The organism is Lederbergia sp. B243.17, assembly GCF_057657925.1.
In genome coordinates this window covers 48053-60525 of sequence record NZ_JBWBKF010000058.1, presented here as the reverse complement: position 1 = coordinate 60525, position 12473 = coordinate 48053, and the positions used below count along the sequence as shown (strand labels likewise).

Annotated in this window: 19 protein-coding genes; 15 read left to right on the top strand and 4 right to left on the bottom strand. The window is 45.2% G+C overall.

Translation table 11 applies throughout. The features are described from left to right. Positions 1–76: 76 nt before the first annotated feature. The 5 genes from AC0TWI_RS10900 (at position 77) to whiA (ending at position 5877) form a co-directional block, all read left to right on the top strand. A complete protein-coding gene (locus AC0TWI_RS10900) occupies positions 77–1588 on the top strand; it encodes a tetratricopeptide repeat protein (RefSeq protein ID WP_488126378.1) in 1512 nt (503 codons plus the stop codon). Positions 1589–1758: 170 nt separating this feature from the next. After that, on the top strand, positions 1759–2706 hold the full coding sequence (gene trxB / locus AC0TWI_RS10895; RefSeq protein ID WP_488126377.1) for a thioredoxin-disulfide reductase: 948 nt from the start codon (positions 1759–1761) through the stop codon (positions 2704–2706). 261 nt (positions 2707–2967) lie between these two features. Then, positions 2968–3849: an RNase adapter RapZ gene (rapZ, locus tag AC0TWI_RS10890; protein WP_488126376.1), complete on the top strand. Its 882-nt coding sequence runs from the start codon at positions 2968–2970 to the stop codon at positions 3847–3849. Next, a complete protein-coding gene (locus AC0TWI_RS10885) occupies positions 3846–4814 on the top strand; it encodes a gluconeogenesis factor YvcK family protein (protein ID WP_488126375.1) in 969 nt (322 codons plus the stop codon). Before rapZ ends, AC0TWI_RS10885 begins: the two co-directional genes overlap by 4 nt. A 121-nt stretch (positions 4815–4935) precedes the next feature. Further along, positions 4936–5877 (top strand): DNA-binding protein WhiA, encoded by a 942-nt coding sequence (gene whiA, locus AC0TWI_RS10880; protein WP_488126374.1) that lies wholly within the window; start codon positions 4936–4938, stop codon positions 5875–5877. A 142-nt stretch (positions 5878–6019) separates the two neighbouring features. Here whiA and clpP read toward each other — a convergent pair whose 3' ends face one another. From clpP to AC0TWI_RS10860, 4 genes are all read right to left on the bottom strand, one after another. Beyond that, complete coding sequence (gene clpP / locus AC0TWI_RS10875; RefSeq protein WP_488126373.1) at positions 6020–6628, bottom strand: ATP-dependent Clp endopeptidase proteolytic subunit ClpP; 609 nt, start codon at positions 6626–6628, stop codon at positions 6020–6022. Between the two features lie 357 nt (positions 6629–6985). Beyond that, on the bottom strand, positions 6986–8089 hold the full coding sequence (locus AC0TWI_RS10870) for a site-specific integrase (protein ID WP_488126372.1): 1104 nt from the start codon (positions 8087–8089) through the stop codon (positions 6986–6988). Position 8090: 1 nt separating this feature from the next. Continuing rightward, a complete protein-coding gene (locus tag AC0TWI_RS10865) occupies positions 8091–8570 on the bottom strand; it encodes an ImmA/IrrE family metallo-endopeptidase (protein ID WP_488126371.1) in 480 nt (159 codons plus the stop codon). 5 nt (positions 8571–8575) lie between these two features. Continuing rightward, positions 8576–8887 (bottom strand): helix-turn-helix domain-containing protein, encoded by a 312-nt coding sequence (locus tag AC0TWI_RS10860; RefSeq protein ID WP_488126370.1) that lies wholly within the window; start codon positions 8885–8887, stop codon positions 8576–8578. Positions 8888–9238: 351 nt separating this feature from the next. Between AC0TWI_RS10860 and AC0TWI_RS10855 the strand changes: the two genes are divergently transcribed. From AC0TWI_RS10855 to AC0TWI_RS10810, 10 genes are all read left to right on the top strand, one after another. Continuing rightward, positions 9239–9421 (top strand): helix-turn-helix domain-containing protein, encoded by a 183-nt coding sequence (locus AC0TWI_RS10855; RefSeq protein ID WP_488126369.1) that lies wholly within the window; start codon positions 9239–9241, stop codon positions 9419–9421. A 17-nt stretch (positions 9422–9438) separates the two neighbouring features. Beyond that, positions 9439–9759, top strand: coding sequence for a DUF771 domain-containing protein (locus AC0TWI_RS10850; RefSeq protein ID WP_488126368.1), 321 nt, complete (start codon positions 9439–9441; stop codon positions 9757–9759). A 15-nt stretch (positions 9760–9774) separates the two neighbouring features. Further along, complete coding sequence (locus AC0TWI_RS10845; RefSeq protein WP_488126367.1) at positions 9775–9990, top strand: hypothetical protein; 216 nt, start codon at positions 9775–9777, stop codon at positions 9988–9990. 13 nt (positions 9991–10003) lie between these two features. After that, positions 10004–10174, top strand: a complete 171-nt coding sequence (locus AC0TWI_RS10840; protein ID WP_488126366.1) for a hypothetical protein — start codon at positions 10004–10006, stop codon at positions 10172–10174. Between the two features lie 31 nt (positions 10175–10205). Then, a complete protein-coding gene (locus AC0TWI_RS10835; RefSeq protein ID WP_488126365.1) occupies positions 10206–10517 on the top strand; it encodes a hypothetical protein in 312 nt (103 codons plus the stop codon). Continuing rightward, positions 10514–10702, top strand: coding sequence for a hypothetical protein (locus tag AC0TWI_RS10830; protein ID WP_488126364.1), 189 nt, complete (start codon positions 10514–10516; stop codon positions 10700–10702). The genes AC0TWI_RS10835 and AC0TWI_RS10830 overlap by 4 nt, the downstream gene beginning before the upstream one ends. 36 nt (positions 10703–10738) lie before the next feature. Then, positions 10739–10957 (top strand): YqaI family protein, encoded by a 219-nt coding sequence (locus tag AC0TWI_RS10825; protein ID WP_488126363.1) that lies wholly within the window; start codon positions 10739–10741, stop codon positions 10955–10957. A gap of 175 nt (positions 10958–11132) precedes the next feature. Further along, complete coding sequence (locus tag AC0TWI_RS10820) at positions 11133–11606, top strand: hypothetical protein (RefSeq protein ID WP_488126362.1); 474 nt, start codon at positions 11133–11135, stop codon at positions 11604–11606. Beyond that, positions 11606–12085 carry a siphovirus Gp157 family protein gene (locus AC0TWI_RS10815; RefSeq protein WP_488126361.1) on the top strand — a complete coding sequence of 160 codons (480 nt, stop codon included), beginning with the start codon at positions 11606–11608 and terminating at the stop codon, positions 12083–12085. Before AC0TWI_RS10820 ends, AC0TWI_RS10815 begins: the two co-directional genes overlap by 1 nt. Before the next feature lie 16 nt (positions 12086–12101). Then, positions 12102–12452, top strand: coding sequence for an organic solvent tolerance protein OstA (locus AC0TWI_RS10810; RefSeq protein WP_488126360.1), 351 nt, complete (start codon positions 12102–12104; stop codon positions 12450–12452). Positions 12453–12473 lie beyond the last annotated feature (21 nt).

Below are 12473 nucleotides of genomic sequence, written 5' to 3'. Positions count from 1 at the left end.
CGCGTGTTCAAATGGGCTGAGGAGTGTGCTATACTCTTTAAAGTGACAATGGATGAGGACAACGGAGGATGCCCAGATGGTTAAAGACTCAAAAGCAAGAAATGAGAAAGCTAAAGTATTTTCCTTCGTACCAACTGGAGAATATTATTTTCATAAAGGAATCAATGCGTATGACCGCTTTGATTTAAATAAAGCAAAAAAGTATTTAAAAAGAGCGTTGGAGCTTGAGCCGCTTGAGCCGATGATCGCCTGCCAGCTCGCTCTTGTCCATACTGAATCGGGAGAATACGAGGAATCAAACAGGCTGTTGCTGATGATTACCGAGCAACTCGATGAAAGGATGACAGAGTGCCATTTTTTTATCGCCAATAACTATGCCTATTTAGGCTTGTTTTCCGAAGCATATAAGCATGCAACGCTTTATCTTGAAAAAGACCATATCGGCGAGTTTACCGAAGATGCGCAAGAGCTCCTGGAAGTGATCGGCATCAGCGAAAAGGAAGAGCTGGAGTCATTGGAGGAGCAAGAGGGCATGATAGACATGCAGGAAAAGGCGAAGGCATTGCTGGAGAGTGGGAATTTTACCAATGCTGTTGAATTACTGGAAGAGACGATCATTGAATTTCCGGAGTTCTGGCCGGCATACAATAATCTGTCTCTCGCTTATTTCTATGAGGGTGACACCGGGAAAGCTGCAGGCGTGCTGGAAAAAGTGCTCGACAGAAATCCGGGAAATTTGCATGCGCTCTGCAACCTGGCCATCTTTTATTACTATGAACAAGAGACGCAAAAGCTTGAGGAACTCCTTGCCGCACTTGATAAAGTACAGCCAATCCTCTTTGAGCATAGGTATAAATTAGGGGCGACGTTTGCCCTGACGGAAAACTACGAGAAGGCGTATGCTTGGCTGAGACAAATCCAGCGCTCAGGGTATGAAGAAGACGAGGGATTTTATTACTGGCTGGCGAAATCCGCCTACCATACAGGGCATAAAAACGTGGCGCAAAATGCCTGGAAACGGCTTTCTGCCCTGAACCCCGAAAAGGCGAACCGTGCCCCTTGGAGCGAACAGGAAGAGCAGGACACTAGCAGCGAAGAAGACATGACCATCATGAAGCTTCTTCGGAGCGAGAAACTTGAAGAACGGCTTTACAGTCTGTTCCTTATTTCCGTATCTGACCGTATTCAGGAGCTGCTGACCCATGAGCAATTTAAATCAATTGATGAATTTTCTCTTACGGAGAAACTCTATCTCGCAAAAGTGATTCAGTCGGACAATCAGAAAAAGCTGGACCCGGATGGCTTGATTGAAGCTGCGCATGAGACGGCTCTGATCTTGTATGAACGCCATAAAGACCAGGCAGCCGTGGCTCGCATGATGATTGTCAATTGGTTTTCCGCCTTTATTGAAGCTTGCCGGGCAGGGGAGAAGTTTGTGAATGCCAATGCCATTGCGGCTGCAGTGGAATATGTATGGATGAGCATGGCTGGAGACACTCAGACGAAAACCGAAGTCTCAAGCCAATTTGGCATATCGCCGGCGACATTAAGAAAGTATATTCGTATGCTGGAAGGGTATATGGTATAAGACGGCGTCCATTTGTTAATTTTGTGCCGCTCAGTTTTGAACGCCCAGTCCAAGTGGAGCATATCTTTGGACGCAATGGAAACCAAGGTTTACGATAGAGGAAAGTGAGTACAACAAGCAGGAGGTATCTATGTTTAGGTGCCTCTCTACTATAAAAGGAGTGTCCATACATGTCAGAGGAAAAAATTTATGACGTCATCATCATCGGCGCAGGTCCTGCCGGCATGACAGCGGCGGTCTACGCTTCCCGTGCCAACTTGTCCACGTTGATGATTGAGCGCGGTGTACCGGGCGGACAAATGGCAAATACGGAAGATGTAGAGAACTATCCTGGATTTGATAATATTCTCGGACCAGACCTCTCAACGAAAATGTTCGATCATGCCAAGAAGTTCGGTGCTGAGTATGCGTACGGCGATATAAAAGAAGTGATTGACGGTGAAGAGTATAAGACTATCAAGGCAGGCTCTAAGGAATATAAAGCGCGCGCTGTAATCATCACGACAGGTGCGGAATACCGGAAAATGGGCGTACCTGGAGAAGAGGATCTTGCAGGCCGCGGCGTATCGTATTGCGCAGTTTGTGACGGCGCATTCTTTAAAGAGAAAGAGCTTGTTGTTGTTGGCGGAGGAGACTCAGCAGTAGAAGAGGGAGTATTTTTGACCCGCTTCGCGAGCAAAGTGACAATCGTCCATCGCCGTGACGAGCTTCGCGCCCAAAAAATCCTTCAGGACCGGGCTTTTTCCAATGATAAAGTTGAATTCATTTGGAGCCATACAGTAAAAGAAATTAACGGCAAAGACGGAAAAGTCGGTTCGGTTACGCTCATCTCCACGAAAGACGGCTCAGAACGTGAGTATCCGGCGGACGGTGTGTTCATTTACATCGGAATGGATCCATTGACAGAGCCGTTCAAAAATCTTGGCATCTTGAACGCAGCCGGATATATTGAAACAGATGAAGACATGAATACAAAAGTACCGGGCATTTTTGCAGCAGGGGATGTACGCGAAAAGATGCTGCGACAAATCGTCACTGCTACAGGCGACGGCAGCATTGCAGCTCAAAGTGCCCAGGCCTACGTAGAAGATTTAAAAGAAAAATTGCATTTAAAATAATGCTTAACAGAAACGATACATTTAGTTACCGCCTTTTAACCAGTTTGTAACAGCGGTGAAATGTTTTTCGGGTACAGTAGAAACATGAGATATTGACCCCCTTTTTATACAATATCCCTTTCATTGAGCACAGGATTCTTCCTGTGCTATTTTTTTGTTTCCGGATATTGGGATGTTCCATGAAGCAGGGCGCAAGGCCGTTCAAGAAACCAAGAAAAGTAGTATAATGGAGGAAGAAGAATAGAGAACTGGGGTGGAACGATGAGTGACGATGTTCAATTGGTAATTATCACCGGCATGTCCGGCGCAGGAAAAACAGTCGCAATTCATAGTTTTGAGGATCTTGGCTTTTTCTGCGTGGACAATTTGCCCCCGGCCCTGATGCCGAAGTTTTTGGAACTGATGCGTGAATCGGGCGGCAAGATGGATAAAGTCGCACTAGTAATGGATTTGAGGGGACGCGAGTTTTTCGATACATTGCTTAGAGCGCTGGATGATCTGTCGCTGTCACAATGGGTAACGCCGAAGATTGTATTTCTAGATGCAGACGATGCTGCACTTGTCCGTCGCTATAAAGAGACGCGCCGCTCCCATCCGCTGGCACCATCCGGGCTGCCGCTGGAAGGGATCATGCAAGAGCGCTCCTTATTGGAAGACCTGAAAGGCAGAGCGCAAATCATCTACAATACTTCTAATATGCAGCCGAGAGAATTGCGCGAGAAGATCCTACAGGAGTTTTCTGCTGACAAGCAATCGATGTTTTCGGTCAACGTCATGTCTTTTGGCTTTAAATATGGTATCCCGATTGACGCAGACCTCGTATTCGATGTCCGCTTTTTGCCAAACCCTCACTATATTGAGCATATGAGACCGCAGACCGGGAAGGATCAGGAGGTCGCCAATTATGTGCTGAAGTGGAATGATACACAGAAGTTTCTCGCAAAAACGCTTGACCTGCTGACCTTCATGCTCCCGCTCTATAAGCGCGAAGGAAAGAGCCAGCTTGTGATTGCCATCGGCTGTACCGGCGGCCAGCATCGTTCCGTTGCGCTCGCAGAACATATCGGCCACTTCTTTGAAAAGGATTATACAGTCAGCGTAACTCACCGCGATATGGAGAAAAGAAAGGGAAAAACATCATGACCAACAACAATGATCCAAAAATAGTGGTAATTGGCGGAGGCACCGGCTTGCCTGTTTTGCTGAGGGGGCTGAAAAGGCTGCCGATCGATATTACAGCCATCGTCACGGTGGCGGATGATGGCGGCAGTTCCGGCCGGATCAGAAGTGAAATGGAAATTCCTCCACCAGGGGATATCCGGAATGTTATGGCTGCCTTGTCGGATGTCGAGCCGCTTGTCGAGGAGATGTTCCAGCACCGTTTTGACACCGGGAATGAACTGTCCGGCCATTCGCTCGGAAACTTGATCATCGCTGCCCTTACTTCAATCACAGGCGATTTCGGGCATGCAGTCAGGGAAATGAGCCGGGTTCTAAATGTCCATGGCCTCGTCCTGCCCGCAGCCAATCAGAATGTGATCCTGCATGCTGAAATGGAAGACGGATCAGTCGTCGCCGGTGAATCGAAAATCCCTTTCTCAGGCAAAAGGATTGAACGGGTATTTCTGACACCGGAAGACATTCGTCCGCTTCCTGAGGCATTGAAGGCGATTCAGGCAGCCGACTTAATTGCTATCGGTCCCGGCAGCTTGTATACGAGCATATTGCCGAACCTCCTCGTACCAGGACTCGGAGAAGCAGTGTGCCGGGCAAAGGCAAAGAAAGTATACATTTGCAACTTGATGACGCAGGCGGGCGAAACACTCGGATTTACAGCCGGCGATCATATTGAAGCGCTGTACCGTCATATGGAATGTCCGTTTGTCGACACAATCATTGTCAATAACGAGGAGGTTCCGACAGAAGTGATCAGCCGCTACGAAGAGGAGATGGCCCAGCCAGTATTGTTTGATATTGAGCGCCTGTCCAAAATGGGCTTGGAAGTTGTCCAGGAAGGGATCATTAACTATGATGACGGCCTCATCCGGCATAATACCGAGAAAGTGGCAGACATCTTGTATTCATTGCTGCGCGAATCCGTCCGATAGGCTTCCGGGATAAAAAATTCTTACCTCAATAGACATCTGTGGTATGATACAACATGGTGACTCTATAACAACGGAGCCATGCGGACCTCATGTAGAACATGGGAATATGGGGGTGAAGAGGATGTCTTTTGCCTCGGAAACAAAAAAAGAACTGACGAATCTGCCGATAAAGGAATGCTGTTCAAAGGCGGAACTAGCCGCGCTAATCCGGATGAACGGCTCCTTGTCATTCTCAAATCGGGAATTGGTTGTCAATATCCAGACGGAAAATGCGGCCATCGCCAGGCGGATCTATATTTTGCTGAAGAAAGAGTATGATGCAGAAGTAGAGCTGCTCGTCAGGAAAAAGATGCGCTTGAAAAAGAACAATGTATATATTGTCCGGCTGAGAAAAGAGGCGGAGGAGATGCTCCAGGATCTGCGGATTTTGCAGAACGGACTGCAGCCCATTCAAGATATAGAAGAGAGCTTGATCGGGAAGAAGTGCTGCCGCCGTTCTTATCTGCGCGGAGCATTTTTAGCCGGGGGATCGGTGAACAACCCGGAAACCTCTTCTTATCATTTGGAAATTTTCTCTTTATACAAGGAGCATAACGACTCTCTCTGCGAACTGATGAATACATTCGGATTGAACAGCAAGACGCTTGAGAGAAAAAACGGCTATATCACTTATTTGAAGGAAGCGGAAAAGATCACCGAATTTCTTAATGTGATCGGTGCTCATAACTCTTTACTTAGATTTGAGGATGTGCGGATCGTCCGTGATATGCGGAACTCAGTGAACCGGCTTGTGAACTGTGAAACGGCAAACTTGAACAAGACGATTGGGGCGGCGCTCAGGCAAGTGGAGAACATCCGCTATATCCAGGAATCTGTTGGCCTGGACATTTTGCCTGATAAGCTCCGTGAAATCGCAGAGCTTCGGGTTGCCCATCAGGATGTCACCTTGAAGGAACTCGGAGAGATGGTCTCAGGCGGCCAGATCAGCAAATCAGGCATTAACCACCGTCTGCGCAAAATCGATCAGATTGCGGAAAAGCTCCGCGGCGGAGCGGGCCAATAAAGGGTAGCTTTGATGGACTGCGGCGTTTTGGGCCTGTATTCCTCACAGATCATTAGCTGAATGATTCGTTGCTGGTAGCCGCGAATTTGTATAATTAAAAAGCCGGAGACAATGGATATGGAATCCTGTCTCCGGCTTGTTTTTATTTATCGGCTTTTGTCGTGATGCCTTCATTGCGAGTGATGATATGGTCAATCAGACCGTATTCTTTCGCTCTTTCAGCAGTCATGAAGTTATCGCGATCCGTATCGTGCTCAATCACTTCGAGCGGCTGTCCGGTGCGGTCAGCCAAAATTTTGTTAAGTTTCTCGCGCATCGCCAAAATGCGTTTGGCAGCAATTTCGATTTCCGTCGCTTGACCTTGTGCTCCTCCGAGCGGCTGATGGATCATGATCTCACTGTTTGGCAACGCGTAGCGCTTCCCTTTCGTTCCGGCTGTGAGCAGGAAGGATCCCATGGAAGCTGCCATTCCGATACAAATGGTCTGCACGTCAGGCTTGATGAATTGCATTGTATCATAGATGGCCATACCGGCTGTGATGCTTCCGCCAGGGCTGTTGATGTAGATGGAGATGTCCTTTTCCGGGTTCTCCGCTTCAAGGAATAATAGCTGAGCTACAATTGAGTTAGCGACGTTGTCGTCAATTGCGCTTCCCAGCATGATGATGCGGTCCTTCAGCAGGCGTGAGTAAATATCATATGCGCGTTCACCACGGTTTGTCTGTTCAATGACTGTAGGAATTAAATTCATTCTTTCTCCTCCTTCAATAAAATCCGGCCGTAAGCGGCCCTTTTCTGTTAAAACGGTATGTATTCTTACTATACACTGATGGTCAGTAAAGGTCAAAAGAAGTAACTCGTGTATGAAAAGAACGGTTCCAATTACATAATATCCATCCTGAATGGTTTTAAACTTGAGGAGGTTTATGCATGTGTAAAATTTGCAAACCTGAAAACAGAAAAAGGCTTTGGAATGCTGAAAAGTCAGCGCTCCAAAGCCTTTTTTAACCTAAGTCTGTGACGCCCTCGGCAGGCGTTGATATGTAAGGTTTAAACGTTGATACTACAGCTTTTTGACTTTCCTGTGTGTAAAATTTGTGTAAAATTGTTACACATACATTCTTCCCATGACATCAATAGTTGCTTTCATATCATTTTCCCTCATTTCTTTGATTACGTGAGCATAGTGGCGCATGGTTGTCTCGATGTCCGAATGCCCCAAACGCTCACTCACATAATAAATGGATACTTTCTTATATAGCAGCACGCTGGCATGCGTATGCCTCAGGCCATGCAAAGTAATGGGCTCGATGCCTAGATCATCTAGGACACTTTTTAACAGTTTATTCACAGCATTATTTGATATGGTTTTGTTTTTTGATTGCGGGCTGAAAAATACAAGCCGGTGTATGTTGTTTGGTGTATTTTCAAACATCTGTCGGAAAACAGCCATCGTCTTTGTGTCCATCTGGATAACCCGATTAGACGTCACGCTTTTCACTTCGCCAAATCCTACACCGTTTTTATAATCCCAAGTTTTGTTTACACTAATTTCGTTTCTGACAAAATCAAAGTCATTGCGGGTAAGGCCCACAATCTCACCAAAGCGCATTCCGGACGTCAACGCGAGCAAAAGGGCATAATACCCGTTGGCTCGGGGCAGACGTCTGTACAATTCCGCCAGCAACTTCTTGCTGTCCTCATAGTTCAAATGCTTCTCTTCTGGACGTTTTGCTGGGACGTCACCAGTTATGATGGCTCCACGAGTAAAATCAACCCGGATAATTCCTTCATCCATCGCCTCGCGTACACAGGCCCGCACATGAATGTTTAATTTGCGGGTGGTTTCCCTCGCTCGACCTACCCCGTAATCATTCAAAAATGCCTGATACTGACGTTTGGTTATCGTTTGTAAGGGATTGCCTTTGAATGCAGCTTCTAACGTCCGTAGTGTGTCTATATAGCGTTTCCGAGTGACGTGAGATATATCTTTCTTGTAAATATCTATCCATTCCCGAAAATATTGCGGCAAGGTGATGTCCGTTGCTTTAGTTACAATTCCTTTCTGCAGATCAGCCTCTACTTCTGCAGCCGCTATCTGTGCTTCTTTTTTTGTTTTGAAGCCTCCTTTTCGGAGAGGATGCGATTTTCCATTGATAGTACGGCTCACCGTGTATTGCCAGGTCTTTCCGCGCTTCTGAAACGATGCCATTCTAACTACTTCCTTCCATAGTCAGTTTTCGTTTTCGCAATACGATTAGCGGTTCGAAATAGACCAGGTACTCACCGACGATTGTGGAAACACCATACTCTTCTTTATATCGATCTAGAGTCTCTTCTAAGAAAGATTCTGTCACTCCTAAATGCGCCGCCAATTCATAACGATTGCGGATGCCGGCTTTGTAGGCTTCCAGAATACTTGTCAGAGGAATCAGTTTTTTGTATGCCCAAGTACGCGCTCGCCTTTCTTGCTTACGATTCATGAGTTTCGACTGATCGATAATATCACCGCTGCTTGTATGGTGATGCCCAAGCTCCTCGGCCAGCACACAGCCTTTCTCTATAGTAGGCAGATGCTTGTTGATCCAGATTATGTTATCGCTATAGAGTCCTTTGTTTTTTGGGTGCATAGGCTGCTCGAACACTTCGACGCCTTGTTGAAATGCTTCTTGTAGTAATTTCTCGTAAGGCAAGCAAATCACTCCCGACCTTTTCGCTTCATGCGGACAAATTCTTTGAAGCGTTCAATTTCCTCAAGTTCTTCTTCAGTCCATTCTTCACCATCGTGATGGGCAGCAATAGTTTCTATGTAAGGCTCGTCTGTGCGGCCGAGAAGGTAATCCACAGATACATTGAAGAAATCAGCGACTTTTTGGACATTTTCTGTTTTAGGCGAAGAACCATCCCATCTTCTTATTTGGCCATTTGAAATGCCAGTTTTCCTTTCAACTTCCGCGATAGATACTTTTCTTGCATCACACAAATTTTTTATTCTGTCGACTAAACCCACTTATATCAACCTTTCGTGAGCCCATGAAAGAACATTTTAGCATTTGCGCTATTTATTTGTTGACATTTAGCGTATGCGCTAATATACTGTGTTCATAAGCTTCTTTATTCGCTAAAAAGAGCGCAAAAAAGACAACCACAGACAAACGCATTTTTCGTTGGGGAACGGACAAATGTTTATATGTAGGCTTTTTGGAGTCTTATTTAGCTATGCCTTGATAATAGCATTTACGCTAAATGACGTCAATAGAATTAGCGAATAAATTAGCTAATTGAAAATTCACCGATGCGCTGTGACACCGAGCCAATGACGGTGTACTCAAATCAAACGGAAATGAAAGGAGGATGAAGCATGCCACAAGATTTGAGCATTCTGGTTCGTTCAGAACTATATAAGAAAAAAATGAGTCAAAAGGAGTTGGCTCAGATGCTGGGAATTTCAAGTGCTTATCTATCTGACATCATCAACGGTCGGAAGGATGGACCAAAAGCCCAAGAGCACATTAAGCACATCCGTAAGATTTTGAATGTCTAAGGAAGGAGGACGTTCTTATGCAGCAACTCAACGTAAACTTGTCCATTCCGATTCCGGCCGACCATGTGCTCATCAGCAAAGTAGAGTTTGAAGAATTGAAGTCGAACGAATTGGCTGGCGTTTACTGGAACATGCGTGATTTGGAAGATCGTACAGGCAAGAAAAGCGATTGGTTAAAAGAGAACATTCTCTTTCCGACTAAATTTCGAAATGAATTGGACGCAGATCGCGGCGGTTTCGTTTTTTATCCGAAATCAAAAGGTCAAGTATGGACCTTTCATGCAAAAAGCATGGCGGCATTTTTAGACAAGAATTTCAGTAGGATTTTCAAAGTTTAATAGGGAGGTAGTCAAATGAAAGCCGGTGAAATGTTGGGCTGGACAAATCGGTTCAAGGAGATCATGGCATCCAAGGCAAACAGCGATCTGAAACACAGGAGGCTGGCAGCACTCATGGACGATATGGAAGGTGCTTACGATATTCCGATGCTCCGTAAGCCGGAGTTTGAAAAAGCTAATCCGTTTGTTATGCAGATGTACAGAACAGTGTCGGAAGCAAGGGTGTTTTGAGGAGGGTGAGCGTATGCCAATTGAATACGTTGTGCAAGTCCCAAAACGTTTCCGCTCTTCTAAATGGAATGGAATGTGCGTTCAAATAGTCGAAGATGACGGGGACTACGCGCTTGTAGTCAGCAAAAAAGGGAAGAGGCTCCGGTTTCATAAAAAATGGCTTGTTCCACTCCGACCAAATTAAATCAAAAACTTTATAGGGAGGTAGTTTAAAAATGTTGAAGATACCAACGGCAAAAGAAATGGCGGATCTTACCGAAGTCTCGCGGAAAAATTATGAGGAGTCGGTTATGAACTCAGCAACATTTAACAAGGTGGTTAGCGATATAGAACAGGCGGCATTGGAGGGCAAGGGTTCGATAATGGTTCCTCTGGAGAGCGAAGAAGCTTTGAATGAGTTCGAAGTTATTAAGAAATATCTGTTGTCGGCTGGTTATGTTTGCTCGTACTTTCAAAGACCGCTTTCGCTATCAAAGCGTCCCGATGCTTTACTAATTTCTTGGAGATTGGTGGGTGACAAAAAATGAAAATCAAAATTATCAAGTGTGAGGATTGTAAGCGGGAAGTTTTTCTTGATGGCAGCTTCACCTGTTCTTGTGAGTGTGGGGCTGATTACAATTCTGCTGGTCAACGGCTTGCATCGAGGGGGCAATGGGGCTATGAGAGGGGAGAAAGTCTGGCGGATATGTTCGATTGGTCGGATGAGTGGTAAGCGCGGCAATTGACCACATTGAAGGGAGGTGATTGTGTGGAAGATCCGAAAGTAACTCAGATTCGTCAGTATGGTCATCCACAGGCGCATATGGACACTAAGTACGGCTGTGACTGGAAAGGTGAGATTGTGGAAGTCGGAGCTGAAATCGTCATTGATCCAGGACTTGATGAAATTCTCTTCAAGGATGATCTACCCGAGTACCTGGCCAAGAAGTATGGATTTGAATTTACGACAGCTGAAAGGGGTGAGTAGGTTGAAGGTAAAAGTTTCTGAATGGTTGGCAATGACGCCGGAAGAAAAGCGCCGAGAAATCCTGTTTGCGGGAATCTTTACGCTCTTAAAGAGAAAGTAAAAGCCCCATGCGCCAACATGGGACCCTGAGAAAAAATATCTTGATTTAACTATATCACAAATTGGAGGAAACGGAATGAGAGTTTATTTGAATGTTGATGGTGAGAGATTGCCAGTTGTGAATATGTCACTGTCTTTCAATAACGGTTTGGTAACTAGTGTACAGGTTTTAAAAGGAAGTTCATATGAGAGCTACTATGACGAAAACTATTATGGTTTGTCAGATACGGATCAGAAAACTGTGAACTTAGCTGAATGCCTTGAATATCCTTCCATCGAAGAAAAGCTTGAAAAGAAACACCAGGAACTTATTGAACATCTTGATGAAATGCATAAAGAAGAAAATGAAAAGCTAACTGAAATTGCAATTGAGGCAATGGAAGACGATCAAGGCAATCAACTTGCAGGACTACCATTCTTGGACAAGCAGAAAGAATACAAGCTTTTGCAACAGCGTGTATTCGGCATTATTGACGCGATTGAAGAAGTCAAAGCCTATCATGAAGGTTTTTACGCGAAAGATGCTGCAGCTGAAACGGAGGGCGAATGATGGCTACTCTCTACGAATTGCAAGGCAAATATGCTCAAATCCAACAGATGATTGAAGAAGGGGCAGAAGGGCTGGAAGATACTCTTGAATCTGTGGAGGGCGCTCTTGAAGAAAAACTTGAATCTTATGCGATGGTCATCCGCAATATTGAAAGTGATGTGGAAGGTCTGAAAGCAGAGGAAAAGCGACTGGCTGATCGTCGGAAAGCAATGGAGAACGGAATCAAGCGCATGAAATTGTCTATGCAGGATGCCATGTCCTCCACAGGAGATACGAAGATTCAGGGGGAGAAATTCACATTCACCATTCAGAAGAATCCACCTGCATTAAAAGTTGTGGACGAGTCATTGATCCCGAAAAAGTTTCTTGTCCCTGTTGCTCCAACAATCGATAAAAAAGCAATTATGGAATTGATTAAGTCCGGAAAAGAAGTGGCTGGTGCACAAATTACACAAGGCGAATCTTTACGGATTCGATAATGGGAGGAATGTAAGAATGGCGAAATCATTACTTCATCAAAAAGAACGTTGGTATGCGGATACGCATAAAGAAGCAGAAGAAATTGTTGCCGATGCTAAACAAGATGAAGCATTAACAATGCAAAAAATCCATGAAAAGCATAACTCGAAAGGTTTTTATTACCTAGTGGATTTGGAACGCACATACAGTACGGCTAAAGAAGAAATGGAAAAACGTCCAGAAAAGGACGATGTTCCCGAAGGTCAGATGAACATCGAGGAAGTGCATGAAGGCATCGAGTATTCGGTTGATAAGAATGGAAGTGCATCAGTGAAACCGGCTGAAAGCAATACAGATGAAGATCCGTCTGATGATTTGCCATTTTAATAGAAAAGGAGTGTGGAAGGC